Consider the following 18,359-nt stretch of genomic DNA (forward strand, 5'->3'; position numbering starts at 1 on the left):
GACTGACATCATACTGGGACTTACCAGGGGCGTTCCCGGCAAATTTCAGTCCGCCGTCCGCCTACGTTTCCGTTCCCCGGCCAGCGCAACAATGCGCGCCACCTGCTCCTGGAAGTTCAGGTCGGTGGTATCAATCTCGACGGCATCGACGGCCTTTTGCAGGGGCGATTCTTCCCTCGTGGTGTCCCTGTGATCCCGCTCGGCCATCTCCTTCTGGATTCGGGTGCGGTCCGAGTCGTTGCCCTGAATCTGTGCTGCCCGGCGTCGGGCGCGCACCGAAAGATCGGCGGTCAGGAAGAGCTTCAGGTCGGCATCTGGAAATACGACCGTGCCGATGTCCCGGCCTTCGAGGACCACTCCTCCGCCAGCTGCCTCCTCCTCCCGCGCCAAACGTCGCTGCTCCAGCACCAGACGCTCCCGGACCTCAGGCAACCTGCTGACCTGGCTGGCCATGGCACCTACCGCCTCCTCACGAATCGCGTCCGTGACGTCCTCACCTGCCAGCGTGACCCGCAGGCCCTGCGACGAAGGCTCCATGTCGAGGTCAAAGCGGGCGAGAGCATCTTCGACATGCCGGGAGATCGGCTCCAGTCCCTGTCGCATGAAGGTCAATGCCACCGCCCGGTACATGGCACCGGTGTCGAGGTAAAAGAAGCCGAGACGCCTCGCCACGGCGCGCGCTGTCGTGCTCTTGCCGGATCCGGCCGGGCCGTCGATGGCGATGATCATGCTTGAGGGCTCTGCTGTTTCGCACAAGCTATACGGGCCTGTCGAATCCGCCTATGGCGCCACCTGTAGAAGAACATGAATTCAATCGCATGAAACAGCTCGATTCCCGTCATATTCCGCGTGTGGCGCCGGAGGACCTGGCGCAGGTGCAGCGGCATCCCGTTTGCCTGGTCGTCGAAAACGTTCGTTCGGCGTTTAATGTGGGGTCCATGTTGCGCTCTGCAGACGCCCTGCGGCTGGATCATGTTTACCTGACAGGGTTCAGCCCTCCCGGAGATCACCGCGGAGTCAACAAGGCCGCCCTCGGCGCCCAGGACGCGGTGCCCTGGAGTCATACGCGGGATACGATCGATGTGCTGGGTAGCCTGAAACAGCGCGGATACACGCTCGCGGCAGTGGAAATCACGGATTCCCCGACAGATGCGAGACGGCTGCCGCGCGCCGATTTTCCGCTGGCGCTGGTCGTCGGCAACGAAGTGTCCGGAGTCGATCCAAAGTCGTTGGAGCTGTGCGACCTGGCACTGGAACTCCCACAGTTCGGGATGAAGCACTCACTGAACGTTGCCGTTGCGATGGGCGTCGTAGGTTACGATGTCGTCCGGCGGTGGCTGGAACTGGAACCTCAATCCACGGCCCGTTGACCCAGGAACCACTCGACCTTTCTTCCCATTTCGCCCCAGCGGACCCAGGAGCCTGGCTCGAACAGGTCCTGGACGGATTGCGCATAGGCTCCCTCGAGCAGGCTTCCTGGCTGCTGGGCGAAGCCGGACTCGTGGCACCGTACTACACCGAGGCGCCGACTCATACGGTGCATGCACCCGGTGCGTGGCAGTACGCCGATCTTCCCCCGGCCGGAGCCCATGCGGCGTCAGCCATCTCCTCGGCGGCTTCGGGCGGAGCAGATCTCGTCCTCCTTGCGGAGCCGACGTCCGTCGGGAGCACGGACCTGCCGGTGGGATTCTGGACACGCGGCTCCCTGGTGACGCTTCCCTCCGGAACGCTCCTGGTAGATGCAGTGCATGCCATCGGGACAGGCGCGCCACCGGCATTCAGCGTTGCAGTCGGCCTGTCGCTCCTGGCGGAGTCCTGCGCCGATGAGGAAGGGGCAACGGGTATCGCCTTCCCCATCGACACGTCCTACTTCCCTTCCATGGCGTCGCTGCGCGCCCTTCGCCTCGGAGCCGAGCGGATCCTCTCGGCATTTGGTGTCGACGGCGCGGCCACGGTGCTCGCAACTGCCGGGCGCGAGGTAATCCAGGAGCAGGACGCGTATGGCAATCTGCTGCGCCTGACAACCGTCGCCATGAGCGCGGTTTGCGGTGGCGCGCACGTGGTGGCCTTGCCGCCCTTTGACTCGGCGGAGGGCGAGCGCGGGATCAGGCTGTCGCGAAACATCAGCCATCTGCTCCGCCATGAAGGACTGATGGGACTTGTCTCTGACCCCGGACGAGGCAGCTACTACATCGAACAGTTGACTGCGAAAATCGGAAACGCCGCCTGGGCACAGTTTCAGGCATGGGAATCCGAAGGCGGGTTTCGGGCCTGTCGCAGGGAGATAGAATCCCGCATGGCCGCCTTCGAGCGTGAATATGTCGCGTCGGTGACATCGGAAGAGCGGGTTCTCGTCGGCGTCAACCGCTTCACGGAGGCAGGCGCATGAGGCCGGACTTCAGTCAGATCGAGTTTCCAGCGAGCACGGCGCCGGATGAGGGGGCGCGGACGGGTGCCCGGTTTGACAGCGCCGAGGGCATTCAAATCCGGGCTGCCTACACAGCGGAGGATATCGCGGCGGCCGAACACCTGAATTTTGCTGCAGGCATCCCCCCGTTTCTGCGCGGACCGTACCCCACGATGTACCTGAGCCGGCCGTGGACGGTGCGCCAGTATGCCGGATTCTCGACGGCGCGAGAGTCCAATGCGTTCTACCGAAGGAACCTGGCGGCGGGGCAACGCGGGCTCTCGGTCGCCTTTGACCTGGCCACTCATCGCGGATACGATTCGGATCACCCGCGTGTCGTCGGGGACGTCGGCAAGGCCGGAGTGGCGATCGATTCGGTCGAAGACATGAAGCTGCTCTTCGACGGCATTCCGCTGGACCGCATGTCGGTCTCCATGACCATGAACGGGGCGGTGCTGCCGATAATGGCGTTCTACATCGTCGCTGCCGAGGAGCAGGGCGTGCCGACGGAAGCCCTGCGTGGCACCATCCAGAACGACATCCTGAAGGAGTTCATGGTGCGCAACACCTACATCTATCCGCCGGCACCGTCGATGCGGATTGTGGGTGACCTGTTCAGGTTTACGGCCGCAAACATGCCGCGCTTCAATTCCATTTCGGTCAGCGGCTACCACATCCACGAGGCCGGCGCTCCGGCGGACCTTGAGCTGGCCTACACGCTGGCCGACGGGCTCGAATACCTGCGGACCGGCATCGAGGCGGGCCTGGAAGTGGACGCGTTTGCGCCACGCATTTCGTTCTTCTTTGCGATGGGCATGCACCACCTCATGGAGGTGGCCAAGCTTCGGGCGGCCCGTGTGCTCTGGGCACGCCTGGTCAGGCCGTTCGACCCCTCGAAGGAACGTTCAATGGCGCTCCGTACTCATTGCCAGACATCGGGTTGGAGCCTGACAGCCCAGGACCCGTTCAACAATGTTGCGCGAACGACCGTGGAGGCCATGTCTGCCGTTCTGGGGCATGCGCAGTCGCTGCACACGAACGCGCTGGATGAGGCGCTCGCGCTCCCATCGGACTTTTCGGCCCGCATCGCCCGGAATACCCAGTTGTACATCCAGCACGAGACGGACGTGATTCGCGCCATCGACCCCTGGGCGGGTTCGTATTACGTGGAGTCCCTCACCCACCATCTCATGCAGCGCGCCTGGAGCCATATTCAGGAGGTCGAAGCAGCGGGCGGAATGGCAGCAGCCATCGAGCGAGGTCTGCCGAAGCAACGGATCGAGGAGGCCGCTGCCCGCAGGCAGGCACGCATCGACTCCGGCCAGGATGTGATCGTGGGAATCAACCGATTTCGGGTCGAGCAAACAGATACCGTTGACCTGCTGGAGGTGGACAACCACGCGGTGCGTGAGGAACAACTGGAGCGCCTGGGCCAACTGCGGGCCAGCCGCGACCAGACGGCCGTGCAGGCCACTCTCAAGGCCCTGCGACAGGGTGCCCGGACCGGGGAGAATCTGCTGACCCTTGCAGTGGACGCGGCTCGTGCCCGCGCAACCCTTGGAGAGATCTCTTCCGCGCTGGAGGACGTGTTCGACCGGTATGTAGCCGATATTCCGACCATTGCCGGCGTGTTCGCGGACGAGATGGCCTCCAATTCAAAATTTCAGAGTGCTCGGGAGCGCGCGGACCAGTTCGCCCACCGTGTGGGGCGTCGACCTCGCTTGCTTGTTGCCAAACTGGGTCAGGACGGTCACGACCGCGGAGCACGCGTGGTGGCAACGGCATTTGCAGACGTCGGCTACGATGTGGACATCGGCCCCCTCTTTCAGCTCCCAGAAGAAGCTGCGCGACAGGCCGTGGAGAATGACGTGCACGTCGTCGGCATATCCAGCCTGGCAGGAGGTCACAAGACCCTGGTGCCCCAGATCATCGCAGAACTCACGAGTCTGGGGCGGCCTGATATACTCGTCGTTGCGGGTGGGGTCATTCCCCCGGCTGACTATTCCGAACTCTTTGAGGTCGGCGTCGCGGCAGTGTTTGGCCCAGGCACGGTACTCACGGATGCCGCGGTGGAGCTCATAGACCTGATCGAATCCCGCCAGGACTGATGGCTGACGGTCTCAAGAAGCGGAGTTCTGAGCTGGGCGGACCCGCGGTTACGCGCAACCCCTCGATGAAGGCCGGCTCAAGACCACGCATGTCCGTGGCGCGCCTCCTGAAAGGGCTGGTGCAGCGGGAGCGCAACGCGCTGGGGCAGGCGCTCAGTCTTGTCGAGAGCACCCGGCCAGAGGATCGCGAGCAAGCCGCAGAGCTTTTGGCGCAGTGTGAAACCGGCGGGGCCATCCGGCTGGCCATCTCGGGTTCTCCGGGTGTAGGCAAGAGCACCTTCATTGACGCCTTCGGCTCTCACCTCCTGGATTCTGGCCTCAAGGTCGCCGTGCTCGCGGTGGACCCCAGCAGCGTGCGCACGGGAGGCTCCATTCTCGGCGACAAGACTCGCATGCCGCGCGTGGCCTCGCACGCTGACGCCTTCGTGCGTCCTTCTCCCGCCTCCGGACACCTCGGCGGCGTGGCGCGCTACACACGGCCGGCCATCAGTGTGTGTGAGCACGCGGGCTACGATGTGGTTCTGCTCGAGACCGTCGGCGTCGGGCAATCCGAAGTCGCCGCGCGCGACCTCTGCGACTTTTTCCTGCTGCTGTCCCTTGCCGGAGCCGGTGACGAGTTGCAGGGCATCAAACGGGGCATCATGGAAGCGGCGGACGCCGTGGCCATCACGAAGGCCGACGGCGACAATACCGCCGGCGCCGAAGCGGCAGCCGCTCGCCTCAAAGGGGCCATGCGCCTGTTTCCCCCGGACGAATCAGGCTGGCGACCGCGCGTGATGACCTGTTCCGCACTGGAAGGCCGTGGCCTGAGCGAAGTATGGCAGACGGTCACCGATTTTCGGGCGATGTCGGGTGTGCACTGGACCGCGCGGCGCGCCGCGCAGCGACGCCTCTGGTTCCGGCAGGAGGTTCTCGCGTTGAGGGCAGAGCGCGACTCGGAGGAGGAAGCAGCACTTCTTGAAGTAGCGCTCGCTCGCGTCGAAGCCGGCCTGGCGCACCCTTTCTCTGCCGCGCTCCGGTTCGTGGACGAGACCGCGTCTCGCTAGCCGAGTCTCTCCGCCGCGGCGCGCAGCCGGCGCACACAAGTCTCCTTGCCCAGGACGGCCATCATCTCGAACAGTCCGGGGCCAAACGAAACGCCGCTGAGCGCCAGCCTCACAGGGTGGATGATGCGCCCTGCACCGACACCGCGCTCTTCAGCGATCCCGCGCAGAGCGCCTTCCAGGGCCTCCTCGTCCACCGAATGCAATTCAGAGATGCGGTCCGCGTAGGCCGTCACCAACTCCGCTGAGTCGTCCTTCCAGCGTTTCTTCAGCCCGTTGGGGTCGAACTCCTCCGGATCGCGGAAGAAATACCCCGTCGCGGAGACCAGCTCGCCTGCGAAGCCGACGCGGTCCTGCATCAGGGCAACCACTTGGGAGACGTATCCATCTGCAGCTTCGATACCGGATTCGCGCAGGCCGGCCCCCGTGTCTGCAGCCAGGGAGTCGAGGGAACGCCGGCGAATGTGCTGGCCGTTGAACCAGCCCAGCTTTTCCAGATCAAACTGCACTCCGGCGCTGCCGACACGCTCCAGCGAGAATGCGTCAACCAGGTCTCCGAGCGCGAATACCTCGCGTTCGTCGCCGGGATTCCACCCCAGCAGCGCCAGGTAGTTGATGAGCGCCTCGGGTTCGTAGCCCAAATCGCGGTACTGACGCACGAGAACCGGAATGCCCTGCCGCTCGGCTGCACGCTTGGAAAGTTTGCCGCCGGTGGGGCTCAGTATGAGTGGCAGATGCGCCATCTCTGGGGCGGTCCAGCCGAGCGCTTCGTAGAGCAATACGTGCTTGGGCGTCGAAGACAGCCACTCCTCGCCCCTGATCACGTGGGTGATCTCCATGAAATGGTCGTCGACCACGTTGGCCAGGTGGTAGGTGGGCAATCCGTCGGACTTCACCAGGACCTGGTCATCCACCACGTCGGAAGCGAACGTGACCGAGCCGCGTACCGCGTCCTGAAAGGTCACAGTCGCGCCCGGGTCTACCTTGAGTCGCACGACGTAGTCGGTGCCCGATTCGATCAGGCTGCTCACTTCCTCCGCCGGTAGTGTGAGGCTGTTTCGCATGGAAGCGCGCGTCGAGGCGTCGTACCTCGGCGTGGGATTCTCCGGAGTTTTCAGCCGCTCCCGCATGGCATCGATTTCTTCCGGCGTATCGAACGCGTAGTAGGCGGCTCCGGAGGCAATCAGACGGTCGGCGTGCTCACGGTACAACGCGCTGCGCTCAGACTGGCGATAGGGCCCTGCCGCCCCCCCGATATCCGGGCTCTCATCCGGACTCAGGCCCGCCCAGGCAAGGCTGTCCCTGATGTCGCCTTCGGCATCCTCAACGAAGCGTGTGCGGTCGGTATCCTCAATGCGCAGCACAAACGCACCCCCGGTCTGGCGGGCGAGCAGGTAGTTGTAGAGAGCCGTTCGCAGACCTCCGATGTGGAGGTATCCGGTTGGACTCGGTGCAAATCGCACGCGGACAGGCGACATGTCGGGGTTCGGATTGATGCGCTCCGAAAATAGCGGGCTCTTCCCCGCTCGCCGACTAGTTCAGCGTGAATCCGGAGGCCGCTAGGGGCCTTCTATCAGACGGGCGGACTCCACAGTGACACCGGGCGTGATCACGTAGACCGTATTCATTACGCCGAACACGGGAGACTCAAGGTCCACCATTTCCTGCTCAGCCACGATGGCTGCGGCCGCATCGCCCGCCGTAAACCTTGGCAGGTACAAACCCAATACGAACAGGCAAGCCGCCATAAACACGGTGGTACCCAGGCTGACCGATCGACGTGACTGCCAGAGCGGCTCGCGATCCCCCGCCCGATCCACCTTGTCGACCCGCTCCTTCAAGTCGGCAAGTCGCTCCATGAAGCGCTCGTCGGCCTGCTGCGGCACAGCGATGTACTCCTCCCGGGCAATGCGCCTGAACGACATGACCGAATCCATCCGGCCCCGACAGGAAGCGCACTCAGCCAGGTGAACAAAGAGCGTTGGCTGCTCCGCGACCTGAAGCTCACCATCCAGATAGCCGTTCAGGGCGTCCTCGATGCCGGGACGAGTCCTGGGATCGGCAACACAAAGGAGATCGGTCGGAGTCATGCTTCCGCCCTCCGCGCCGAGGCGCCCTTTGGAATGGGTTCAGCCAGCACCGGCTGCATCAGTTTGGCCAGCTTGCGGCGTGCCTTGAAAAGACGAGACTTGACGGCGCTCACCGTGGAGCGCGTGACCGCTGCTATCTCCTCGTAGGAAAGGTTCTGGTACTCGCGAAGAATGAGCACCTCTCGGTAGTCCGGGCTCAGCTTCATGAGGAAGGCCCCGACCAGCGCGATGCGCTCGCTCTTCTCCATGTGCTGGATGGGCGTGGAGTCCGCCTCCAGCTCCGCGATGTGATCACCCATGCCGACCAGGCGCCTGTCACGGCGCATGGTATTCAGGCACTGGTTTCGGGCGATGGTGAACAGCCAGGACTTGAAGCTCGATGTCTTCATGAGTCGGTCCCGATGTTCGTAGAGTCTGAGGAACGTGTCCTGCATCACGTCAGCGGCGACTTCCCGGTCGGAAAGCATCTTGACGCAGAAGGCGTATACGGGTCCTTTGTAACGATTGTAGAGGGACACGAACGCGAATTCGTCTCCGGACTGAAAAGCCTCGATCAGGGGCTGATCTCCCGACATAGGTGGTGTGGCGCCTTGCGTTGTTGATATGACACAGGGATTACCGGAAAGTTGCTCGACGCCGTCGGAACCGCCTCTGGCACCTCGCGTCTGTGGGCGCGCCCTGATTCCGGGGGCCTCTCAGCCTCATTGAACCCTCCTCTTTCCATGCGACTGCTTGTACCCCTGCTTCTGGTTATCCTTCTGTCTGCCTGTGCCGGGCTCGGATCCGGCCGCGCAGATGCAGACCGGGATGTTGTTGCGATCATCGGATCGGAGCGCATCACGCTGGAAGACTTCGAGCGTCAGTACTCCCGCTCGCTACCGGACTCCGCCGACGCATCGCAGGACTCTCTTGGTGCCTACCAGGACTTCCTGCAGCGCTATGTGGACTTCCGTCTGAAGGTCCGGGAAGCCGATTCAGCAGGCTACGATAGCCGCGAAGACCTCATTCAGGAAATGTCCCAGTACCGGGGACAACTCGCGCGGCCGTACCTCCTGGAGCGCGAGGTGGTCGAACCCCTGATCCAGGATCTGTGGGACAAGAAGCAGGAGATGGTGGACGTATCTCACATTCTGCTCCGCGTGGATCCTGACGCCGCCCCCAACGACACGGCCCGGGTTTACGCGCGCATGGTGGGCCTGCTGGATTCGCTCGCGTCCGGGGCGGACTTCGGGGACCTTGCCGGCACCTACTCAGAGGATCCGAGCGCCAAGGATGCAACCCGTCCGGGATACCGGGGTCGATTGGGCGTGTACTCGGGCGGACGAATGGTCAAGCCCTTCGAGGATCGCATGTACAGCACGCCGGTCGACTCCGTGTCGGAGATCTTCCGGTCGCAGTTTGGTTACCACATCCTGAAGGTGCACGACCGTCGCGCCAAACCTACAGATCGGCGCGTGGCCCACATCATGATCCAGCCTCGCGGGCAGACACCCGCTGATACGCTCGATGCTGCGGCCAGACTGGACTCAACGCTGGCCATGCTGCGGGCGGGTCAGGACTTTGCCCAGGTGGCACAGACCATGTCTGACGACCGGCAGAGTGCCCCTCGAGGCGGCGATCTGGATTTTGTGGGCTTCGATGGGTGGCTGCCTCCGGAAATGCGCGACGTCGCGTTTGCGCTGGAATCAGAGGGCAACATCTCCGATCCGGTGCAGACCCGTTTCGGGCACCATATCGTCAAGCTGCTTGCCATCCGCGAGCCGGTGAGCTTCGAGGAGGCGTACGAGGATCTAAAGAGTGAAGTAGCGCGGCTGCCGCGCGCCAACCAGGCCGAGGCCGAGTTTGCGGCCCAGATTCGTGCGCGGGAAGGCGCTCGCATCGACTCATCCTGGGTCAACGAAATGTTGGGTCAGACGTCGGCAGATTCGGTGCTTTTTGCGATTTCGAACGGCACCATCGGCGACGACATGCTGCGTCGCGAGGTCGCTTTCCTGGGCACAAACGCCTACACCGTGGAGGAATTTGGCACGTTCGCCTCATCGTATCGGGGAGCCCGTCAGCTGGAGCCTCAACGCAGATTCCAGGCCACGCTCGACGCGTTTCTGGATGACCGGGCCATCGAACTCGAGGTATCTGCTCTTGAAGCGCGGGATGAGAACTTCCGTCGCACGATGCAGGAATTCAGGGACGGACTGATGCTCTTCCGGCTCATGGAGGACTCCGTCTGGACGGCAGCAAATCAGGATTCATCGGCCTTGATGGCGCACTTCGAGGCCAACCGGGACAACTACCGATTCCCAGACCGAACCCGCATTCTCGGCATTGCGTCCTCCAGCGATTCGCTCATGCAGGTAATCCATGGACTGCTCGAGGCCGGAACGCCCTACGCCGCGATTCTGGACGCGTACCAGCCGGACTCCACGGTCTCGGTCCGGTTCGATACGACACTCGTAGAAGGCGAGACGTCCTCGATATATGACCGCGCATTTGATCAGCCGGTGGGTGGTCACACGGAGGTGCTTACCTACTCCGCAGGGCGCATCGTCCTCATCAACGACGGCGTGGAGCCCTCCAGGCCAAAGACATTCCGGGAGGCGCGCGCCGAGGTTGTGTCTGAATATCAGACCACGCTGGAAGAGCGGCTTGTTGCCGGACTACGCAACAAATACGGGGTGGTCACCTATCCGGAGCGCCTGAGCCGGGCCTTTGCGCCGGCGGTCGTGGAAGAGTGAGGCTGCCGGCCTTATTTGTATCGGCCAGTCTCGCGCTGGCCGCCTGCAATGGGGGCGCCGTTCCGGATGAGTACGTGGCTCGTCTGGGGTCGGAGACCCTGTCGCGACAGGAACTTGACCAGGCCCTCATCGGCGTGGCCGGCCAGGCCGACTCGCTGGATGCCGCCAGACAGGTTCTTGAGCAGTGGGTGACGAACCAGCTGCTTTTCGCCGAGGCGCTCCGCCGCGGTATTGACCGGGACCCGGGGGTCCGGAAAAACGTGGAGGAGGCCGAGCGGGCTGTGGTCGTGGATGCACTCCTTGAGGAGTTGTACGGAGAGGCCGCCGATGGTCCTACGCCCGAGGAGGTGCTGGACTACTACAACCAGAACCAGGAGCGTCTGCGGCTGGTGGAGCCGTATGTGCGCCTCAGGTACATCATGACCGACAGCCTGGAATTGGCGCGTGAAGTACGCCGATCCCTCGCGCGACTGGATTCGTCCGACACCGCAGCCTGGGAAGACCTGGTTGCGCGTGCATCTGATGTCCCGGACCTCTCCTTCTCCCTGGCCTCCTCGCTGGTCCCCGAAACCCGCGCGTTCTCCGAATACCCACAGGTTGCAGCTACCGTGGAAGCATTGCAGCCAGGACGCACGGGAGCGGTGGTGGCTGATCGTGGGGTCTACCACATCGTGCAGGTCCTGGAGCGCGTTCCCGCCGGCACCGTTCCTCGCCAGACGTGGATTGAGGGGGCTCTGCGGCAGCAGCTGCGCATTGAATCGCGGAAACTGTTGTATGCACGTCTTGTACAACGGCTTCGCAACGAGGCGCTGGCCCGGGAGCAGCTGGACATTCGCTGATGGACGCCCTTCAGCCTCAATTATCGGCCCACACACGAACTGGTGCGGGCCCTTCGTTTGTCAGGTCGTCGCCCCTTCTTTTGCCGCCCCTGAGTTTCATGAGATCCTTCGTCGTCACGCTGTTCGCCCTGCTGCTGGTCGCTCCCCCTCAGGCCGGTGCGCAGGACCGACCCATTGTCGACGAGATCGTCGCGGTCGTCGCTGACAAGATTCTGCTTCGATCCGAGGTCGATGCCATCGTAGCCAACCTTGTGCGCCAGCAGCAGATTCCGTATTCGGACGCGCTGTGGGGCGAGGCTCTGCAACAGCTGGTCGATGAGCGGGTGCTGGTCATTCACGCTCGTCGCGACACGACACTCAATGTGACCGACGACCAGGTCGAGCAGATGCTGGACCAGCGCATCGCCGGCATGGCCGCTCAGGTTGGAGGGGTTGGCCGTCTTGAGGATGTCTACGGTAAGACCGTCGTCGAGATCAAGGAGGAGTTGAAGGAAGAGGGGCGGGATCAGATTCTGGCGGACCAGTTCCGCAGCCGCAGGGTCCAGGGCATCAAGGTGACGCCGACAGACGTCGATCGGTTTTTTGCGCGTTTCCCGACAGACTCTCTACCGACCTTGCCGGAGGCGGTGCGCGTCTCCCACGTAGTCCGCTACCCCGCCGTGACCGAGGAAGCTCGCACGGAAGCGCGTGAGATCCTTGCCGCGATTCGCGACTCCATTGTTGTGGGTGGCGGGACCATTGAGGAGTGGGCCGAGACGTTCTCCGAGGATCCAGGATCTGCGCAGAACGGTGGACGCTACGAGTCCATGGCGCTCGGTGAAATGGTGCCTGAGTTTGCGGCCGTCGCAGCTCGTTCGCAGCCAGGTGTCGTGTCCGGAATCTTCGAGACCGAATTCGGCCTGCACATCATGCGCGTCAACTCGCGCAGGGGTGATGAGGTGGATTACAACCACATTCTCATCCAGTTTGACCGATCCAAATCGGACCCGCAGGTCGCGATTGACTTCCTGACCGCCGTCCGGGATTCGGTCCTGGCAGAGTCCCTCCCGTTCGCCGAAGCCGCCCGACGACATTCCGAGGACCCCAGGTCTGCGGCGCAGGGCGGCCGGGTCATCGATCCTCAGACAGGTGAACGAGACCTCTTTATCGAGGCCCTCGGCCCCTTCTGGCAGACCGCACTGAGGGATCTGGAAGTCGGCGCGATCTCCGAACCGCACGAGGTCGAGCTGCTCAACGGCCGACGCGCCTACCACATTGTCCTGCTTCAGCGCCGCACGCCTGAACACAAGGTGTCGTTGGACACCGATTACGCCTTCATTGAGCAGTACGCCCTCCGCCAGAAACAGGCCGAGGAAATGGCGGAGTGGATGCGCGAGCTGAGAAAGGACGTTTATATCGATATTCGCGCCGACCTGAGCGGACTTACCCCCACGGCTTCCAACTGACATGCAGCCTTCTGCCTCGCCCGAGACTCTCGACGCCCTTCATGCCGGATTCGGCCGACTGCGCGCGGAGGTCGGCAAGATCATCGTGGGTCAGGAGGAGATCATCCAGCAGATCTTCATCAGCCTGATCTGTCGTGGTCATGTCCTGCTGGTAGGCGTGCCGGGGCTGGCAAAAACACTGCTGATCCGCACGCTCGCCGATGCAGTGGAGCTGGATTTCGCCAGAATCCAGTTCACGCCAGATCTCATGCCGAGTGACATCACCGGCACCGAGATCATCGAAGAGGACGCGACCACGGGACGACGCGCCTTCAAGTTTGTCAAAGGCCCCGTCTTTGCCAATGTTATCCTCGCGGATGAGATCAACCGCACGCCGCCCAAGACGCAGGCCGCGCTTCTGGAGGCCATGCAGGAGCATCATGTCACCGCAGCCGGACAGACCTTCAATCTGCCGGAGCCGTTTTTTGTGCTCGCCACGCAGAACCCCATCGAGCAGGAAGGCACCTATCCCCTCCCCGAGGCCCAGCTCGACCGGTTCATGCTGAACCTGTGGCTGGATTACCCCGAGTTTGGCCAGGAAGTAGAGGTTGTGCGCAAGACGACTGGCAGTGCACGGCCAAAGGTGGAGACGGTCATGCACGGTGAGGACCTGATGCAGTACCAGGAGTTTGTCCGCCAGCTTCCCGTCGCCGACAACGTCATCGAGCACGCTGTGCGTCTGGTCGGAATGACCCGACCTGGTCGTGACAGTGCGCCCGACTTCGTGTCCAACTACCTCAGCTATGGCGCCGGACCTCGTGCTTCCCAGTACCTGATCCTGGGGGCGAAGGCACTGGCTGCGCTGGACGGTCGACTGACGCCGGACATCGCGGACGTGAATCGCCTGGCCGTACCGGTGCTGCGCCACCGCATCGTGACGAACTTCAACGCGGAGGCAGACGGAGTAAGCGCCGTGGACGTAGTGCACCGCCTGCTGGAAACCAGCGCCTGATCATGGGCGGGCTTTGGGCGCCCGCCGCGCTGCTGCCGACTGGCTGGAGCGAGAACGTCCTGCTGGAGTGGGACGAACGCGGTCTGCTGACCAACGTGAAGTCAGATGTGGATCCGCGCGGCCTCCTCCGGGCTCCCGGCCCCGTGGTTTGTGGCATGCCGAACCTGCATTCGCATGCGTTTCAGCGGGCGCTGGTGGGTCTGGTTCAACATCCCGATCCGGGTGCCGACTTCTGGTCATGGCGGCAGGCCATGTACCGACTCGTGTCGCGGCTGACCCCGGACCTTCTTCAGGCGGTCTCGGCCTGGGTATTCGCGGAGATGGTTGCCAGCGGCTACACGAGCGTGCTGGAATTCCACTACCTGCATCGCCCTGCCGGGGCCGATCCCCTTTCCTCCGCTTCGGCCATGTACCGGGCTGCCGGTGACGCCGGCATTCACATGACGCTCGCTCCGGTGCTTTACCGGTGGTCGGATGCCGGGGGCGTCGCGCCTCATTCCGAACAGCAGCCGTTCGTCCTGTCCCGGGAGGAGTTTTCGTCGCTCATGACGGGGCTGCGCCAGGAAGGGCGCGGCCTTGCCGTAGCCCCCCACTCGCTGCGGGCCACGACTCCGGATGACATCGCGTTCCTTCTCGAACTGGCCGACGATGACTGCCCGGTTCACATCCATGTCTCCGAGCAGCCCGCCGAGGTCCGCCGCTGTCTGGAGGTCTACGGCAACACCCCCATCGCCTGTCTGGAATCCAGGTTCGGACTCTCCGGGCGATGGGGTCTGGTGCATGCCACACATGCCACGCCAGAAGAACTCGAGCTACTTGACGATGGGCGGGGGACACTGATTCTTTGCCCCACGACGGAGCACGACCTTGGAGACGGCCGATTCCCGCTCGAGTTGGTGCCCGAGGCGACGGCGGGCATCGGCAGCGACAGTCACGTCAGCGTCAACCCCTGCGATGAACTGCGGCTGGTGCTGGCCGGGATGCGAGCGTCTGCCGGTCGCCGGGCTGTGCTGGAGCCGTCGTCTCTGACGGACGGCACGGCCCTGTGGGACCGAGCGTGTCGCGGAGCTCGCGCCGTGGCAGGAGCTCCGGTCGGCCGGCTTGCCGCAGGATTCCAGGCGAATCTCTTGGTCCTGGATGCGGCCGCACCTGCGTTCAGCGGTTTGTCACCCGATCAATCCGTGTCGGCGTGGGTGCTCTCAGGCGATCGGACTCAGCTTGCCGAGGTCTGGGTGCGAGGGCGGGTCCAAGCTCGTCGCGGGAGTCACGTCAGGGAAGCAGACCTTGCTGCCGCGTTCCGCGAGGCTGCTCTCTTGTTGAGGGCCTGACCTCGGGCTGCGTGGTAGTTCCGGGAGCGCATGAAGGCGCGGCCGGGGCTGCACAATCCGCGCAGACGCTGTCCTGATCGTCATTGGGGTCCGAGGAAACTCGGTCTCGTCAGGCCGCGAGTTCAGCCCGCAGCGACCCTGGGTTGGGCGGCAGCGGCGGCTCGTCTGAGCCAGCATTCGTCCACCCGCTCATGAGTACAGAGAAGGGTCGGAGTGCCTCCACGTTTTCGAAGACGATCTTGACCGTAGCCGTAAGCGGCACCGCGAGCACCATGCCCCAGAAGCCCCAAAGCCATCCCCAGAAGATCAGGGAGACCAGAATGAACAGCGGGCTCAGATTCAGACTGAACCCCATGACTCTTGGTTCAATGATGTTGCCCAGCGTAGCCTGTGTCGCAACAAGGATGATCATCAGCACGAGCGTGGTCGCTACCGAGTCGAACTGCAGCAGGCTCAACAGGACGGGACAAAGCACCGCGACGAGGGAGCCGAAGCTGGGGATGTAGTTCAGGACGAAGGCCAGAAATGCCCAGACCAGGGGAAAGTCGACCCCAAAGCTCGCTGTGATGATACCGGTGAGCAGACCCGTCGCCATACTGACCAGAGTCTTGGCAACCAGGTAGCGCCGGACCTGGGCGTCCACGTTGGAAACAACAACTGCGATGCGCTCGGCGTGGGCCGGCGGGAACGCCACGCGCACCTTTTCTGCCAGATCTCCGCTGCCGGCCAGAATGAACATCATGAAGAGCATCACCAGGAAGGTGGTGCCCAGAAACGTGATGAACGTGCCGATACCCGTCGAGACCACCGATGTCACCGATGAAAGTGACACGGCTCGGCTCCATCCCACATCGGCCTCTTCAATGTTGAATTGTGCTGCCTGGGCCGCCACAAAGGCCTCAACACCGTCCAGATAGGCCACTATGCGGCCTTCGTAGTCGGGAATCTGCTGGACCAGTGCGCCAATTGAGGCAGACAGAAACCAGCCCAACAGGAACAGGACCAGGAAGAAAGCGATCAAAACCCCCAGCAACGACAGCGCTGTCGGGAATCTGCGGGCCTTCAGATTCAGCACTACGGGCTTGAAGATCACCGACAACAGCATCGCCAGCACGAAGGGCATGAGCACTACACGCAGCTGCATCAGCGTCACGCCCACTACGAACATGGCGATGATGCCCAGAAAGACGCTGGTCAGATTGTAGTTGCTCATTGTCAGGTTTCCCGGCCGGGATTCGGGCCCCGGTAGTACGCCAACCTCGTTGTATTGATGCGCACCCTGTTTCTCCTGTTGTTAACAATATTCGTTCCCACCTGGGAGGCGGACCCGGACGATTACCCGAAAGACTACTTCCGCTCCCCGCTCGGAATTCCGATTTCACTCTCCGGCAATTTCGCTGAGATGAGGTCGAATCACTTCCATGCGGGTCTGGATATCCGCACCAACGCGCAGGTGGGTTATCGCGTCTACGCCGCAGCCGAAGGCACGCTGGTGCGCGTCGCGGTCCAGGGCGGCGGCTATGGCCACGCGCTGTACCTGCAGCATCCGAACGGCTACCAGACGGTCTATGCGCACCTGGACCGCTTCGAGGAGCCCATCGCCTCCTGGGTCCGGGAACGACAGTACGCCGAACAGTCCTTTTCCGTCAATCTCTTTCCGCGCGCCGGCCAGTTTCGCTTCAACAAGGGCGACGTGATTGGGTATTCGGGCAACACGGGATCTTCCGGCGGTCCGCACCTGCACTTCGAAATCCGTGATGCCGCGACATCGGAGCCGCTGAATCCCCTGTTCTTCGGACTTCCGGTCGAGGATACCACCCGACCACGAGCCTTCCGGGTGAAGGTCTACCCGTCCGAGCCCACCGCGGGGGCCGCCATCGTGTCCGCATCGGGAGACACCCTGGCCACGGCGCGTCGCGACAGGCCGGCGTCGATGACGGTCACGGAGACCGAGCCAGGCCTGTACGAGCTGGACCGAGGGGCGCACATCGTGGCTGACGGCAGGGTCGCCTTCGGCATCCAGACCCATGATTATCACGACCGGTCGCGCATGCGGCTTGGATTGTACACGATTACGCTCACGGCCGGTCAGCGGGAGATCTTCCACTCGGCCATGGAGCGCATCAACTTCTCCGACCAGCGCTACATCAACGCCCATCTCGACTACGCCGAGCGCCGGCAGAACAGCCGGTGGCTGCAGCGCTCACACATCCTGCCCGGCAACCGGCTGAATCTCTACCGGACTGAAAGGAACGGCTTCATCGACGTGCGTCCCGGAGATCGGCTGCCGATGCGCTATGACCTGGTCGATGCCCACGGAAACAACGCCGTGGTCACGTTCGACGTGAGAGGCGCTCGCCTGCCGGATCCGCCCCCCCCTCAGCGGGAGGGTTTCCTGGCCAATCGGAATCGGGCAGAGACGATTGTGCAGCCCGGCCTGATCGTGCGCATCCCGAGGGGTGCGCTCTATGAAGACACGGAATTGCTGTATTCGCGCGGTGAAGGTCCCAATGGATCCTTTTCGGCTCGGCACAATCTGCATCGCGGCTCCACCCCGCTGCATCGATCCATTACCGTGTCCGTGGAAGCCCAGGACCTCCCCGAGGGCCTGCACGACAAGGCTCTCCTGGCACGGGTGTCCGGGGATCGCCTGATCTCAGCCGGAGGCTCCTACCATGCCGGCTATGTCACCACCCAGACGCGCGCATTCGGCTCCTTTGTGATAACCGCCGACACGGAAGATCCGGTGATTGAGCCCCTCAACATTCGTGACGGAGCCGATATGTCTCGCCAATCCGCCATCCGCATCCGCATCCGGGACGGCTTGAGCGGTATTGCGTCCTACCAGGGCCGTGTCAACGGGCAGTGGGTGCTCTTCGAGCACGATCCCAAGCGTTCGCTGATCTACTACACCTTCGATGATCGTGTCGGTCCGGGCAGCCACGAGCTGAGCCTGTACGTGGAAGACGGCAAGGGCAACGCCAGTCGATATTCCGCGCAGTTCACGCGCTGATTGCGGGGAGCCGGGGCGCTGGAAGCGGCTGCGCGGTCCGGGGCGCTGGGCGCGGCGCTGGGCGGTCCGGGGCGCTGGGGCGCGGCTGCGCGGTGCGGGGCGCTGGGCGGTCTGGGGCGCTGGGCGGTCCGGGGCGCTAGGGCGCGGCTGCGCGGTGCGGGGCGCGGCTGCGCGGTCTGGGGCGCTGGGCGCGGCTGGGCGGTCCGGGGCGCTAGGGTCGCCGCGGGCGAATCCGTTTTCTCCGTCTCCGGCCGGGGGTCGTGGTGGGTCGAACTCGGGCCGGCACGAGACTGCAACCCTTTTTGTGTAATTGCTCTCTGAGCGGGTTGCTGCATTAGATCCGGAAGCCCCAGTTGTCGGGGA

15 protein-coding genes are annotated in these 18,359 nt (G+C 63.5%); 10 read left to right on the top strand and 5 right to left on the bottom strand.

What is annotated here, in order from left to right; genetic code table 11:
• Positions 1 to 45: 45 nt before the first annotated feature.
• Positions 46 to 729: a (d)CMP kinase gene (locus tag JJ896_18405; protein ID MBO6781637.1), complete on the bottom strand. Its 684-nt coding sequence runs from the start codon at positions 727 to 729 to the stop codon at positions 46 to 48.
• 89 nt (positions 730 to 818) lie between these two features.
• Between JJ896_18405 and JJ896_18410 the strand changes: the two genes are divergently transcribed.
• The 4 genes from JJ896_18410 to meaB are packed head-to-tail and all read left to right on the top strand — an operon-like array spanning position 819 to position 5,561.
• On the top strand, positions 819 to 1,370 hold the full coding sequence (locus tag JJ896_18410) for a hypothetical protein (protein ID MBO6781638.1): 552 nt from the start codon (positions 819 to 821) through the stop codon (positions 1,368 to 1,370).
• A complete protein-coding gene (locus JJ896_18415; protein ID MBO6781639.1) occupies positions 1,367 to 2,389 on the top strand; it encodes a hypothetical protein in 1,023 nt (340 codons plus the stop codon). The genes JJ896_18410 and JJ896_18415 overlap by 4 nt, the downstream gene beginning before the upstream one ends.
• On the top strand, positions 2,386 to 4,515 hold the full coding sequence (gene scpA / locus JJ896_18420) for a methylmalonyl-CoA mutase (GenBank protein ID MBO6781640.1): 2,130 nt from the start codon (positions 2,386 to 2,388) through the stop codon (positions 4,513 to 4,515). The genes JJ896_18415 and scpA overlap by 4 nt, the downstream gene beginning before the upstream one ends.
• Positions 4,515 to 5,561: a methylmalonyl Co-A mutase-associated GTPase MeaB gene (gene meaB, locus JJ896_18425; protein ID MBO6781641.1), complete on the top strand. Its 1,047-nt coding sequence runs from the start codon at positions 4,515 to 4,517 to the stop codon at positions 5,559 to 5,561. Before scpA ends, meaB begins: the two co-directional genes overlap by 1 nt.
• Here meaB and JJ896_18430 read toward each other — a convergent pair.
• The 3 genes from JJ896_18430 to JJ896_18440 form a co-directional block, all read right to left on the bottom strand.
• Positions 5,558 to 7,036 carry a glutamate--tRNA ligase gene (locus tag JJ896_18430; protein MBO6781642.1) on the bottom strand — a complete coding sequence of 493 codons (1,479 nt, stop codon included), beginning with the start codon at positions 7,034 to 7,036 and terminating at the stop codon, positions 5,558 to 5,560. The genes meaB and JJ896_18430 overlap by 4 nt on opposite strands.
• Before the next feature lie 81 nt (positions 7,037 to 7,117).
• Positions 7,118 to 7,648 carry a zf-HC2 domain-containing protein gene (locus JJ896_18435; protein MBO6781643.1) on the bottom strand — a complete coding sequence of 177 codons (531 nt, stop codon included), beginning with the start codon at positions 7,646 to 7,648 and terminating at the stop codon, positions 7,118 to 7,120.
• Positions 7,645 to 8,223, bottom strand: coding sequence for an RNA polymerase sigma factor (locus JJ896_18440; protein ID MBO6781644.1), 579 nt, complete (start codon positions 8,221 to 8,223; stop codon positions 7,645 to 7,647). Before JJ896_18440 ends, JJ896_18435 begins: the two co-directional genes overlap by 4 nt.
• A gap of 147 nt (positions 8,224 to 8,370) precedes the next feature.
• Between JJ896_18440 and JJ896_18445 the strand changes: the two genes are divergently transcribed.
• The 5 genes from JJ896_18445 to JJ896_18465 all read left to right on the top strand — a co-directional run bounded on the left by JJ896_18445 (position 8,371) and on the right by JJ896_18465 (position 14,983).
• Positions 8,371 to 10,380, top strand: coding sequence for a peptidylprolyl isomerase (locus JJ896_18445; protein MBO6781645.1), 2,010 nt, complete (start codon positions 8,371 to 8,373; stop codon positions 10,378 to 10,380).
• 74 nt (positions 10,381 to 10,454) lie between these two features.
• Complete coding sequence (locus tag JJ896_18450; GenBank protein MBO6781646.1) at positions 10,455 to 11,219, top strand: peptidyl-prolyl cis-trans isomerase; 765 nt, start codon at positions 10,455 to 10,457, stop codon at positions 11,217 to 11,219.
• Positions 11,220 to 11,317: 98 nt separating this feature from the next.
• On the top strand, positions 11,318 to 12,664 hold the full coding sequence (locus JJ896_18455) for a peptidylprolyl isomerase (GenBank protein ID MBO6781647.1): 1,347 nt from the start codon (positions 11,318 to 11,320) through the stop codon (positions 12,662 to 12,664).
• Between the two features lies 1 nt (position 12,665).
• Positions 12,666 to 13,655, top strand: coding sequence for an AAA family ATPase (locus JJ896_18460; protein ID MBO6781648.1), 990 nt, complete (start codon positions 12,666 to 12,668; stop codon positions 13,653 to 13,655).
• Between the two features lie 2 nt (positions 13,656 to 13,657).
• The gene (locus JJ896_18465; protein MBO6781649.1) at positions 13,658 to 14,983 is read left to right on the top strand and encodes a formimidoylglutamate deiminase; all 1,326 of its coding nucleotides are present in this window, start codon (positions 13,658 to 13,660) and stop codon (positions 14,981 to 14,983) included.
• A gap of 109 nt (positions 14,984 to 15,092) precedes the next feature.
• Here JJ896_18465 and JJ896_18470 read toward each other — a convergent pair whose 3' ends face one another.
• Positions 15,093 to 16,196, bottom strand: a complete 1,104-nt coding sequence (locus JJ896_18470; protein ID MBO6781650.1) for an AI-2E family transporter — start codon at positions 16,194 to 16,196, stop codon at positions 15,093 to 15,095.
• A 57-nt stretch (positions 16,197 to 16,253) separates the two neighbouring features.
• Here JJ896_18470 and JJ896_18475 point away from each other — a divergent pair, with 57 nt between their 5' ends.
• The gene (locus tag JJ896_18475; GenBank protein MBO6781651.1) at positions 16,254 to 17,996 is read left to right on the top strand and encodes a M23 family metallopeptidase; all 1,743 of its coding nucleotides are present in this window, start codon (positions 16,254 to 16,256) and stop codon (positions 17,994 to 17,996) included.
• Positions 17,997 to 18,359 lie beyond the last annotated feature (363 nt).

The organism is Rhodothermales bacterium, from assembly GCA_017643395.1.
GTDB lineage: Bacteria > Bacteroidota > Rhodothermia > Rhodothermales > UBA10348 > JABDJZ01.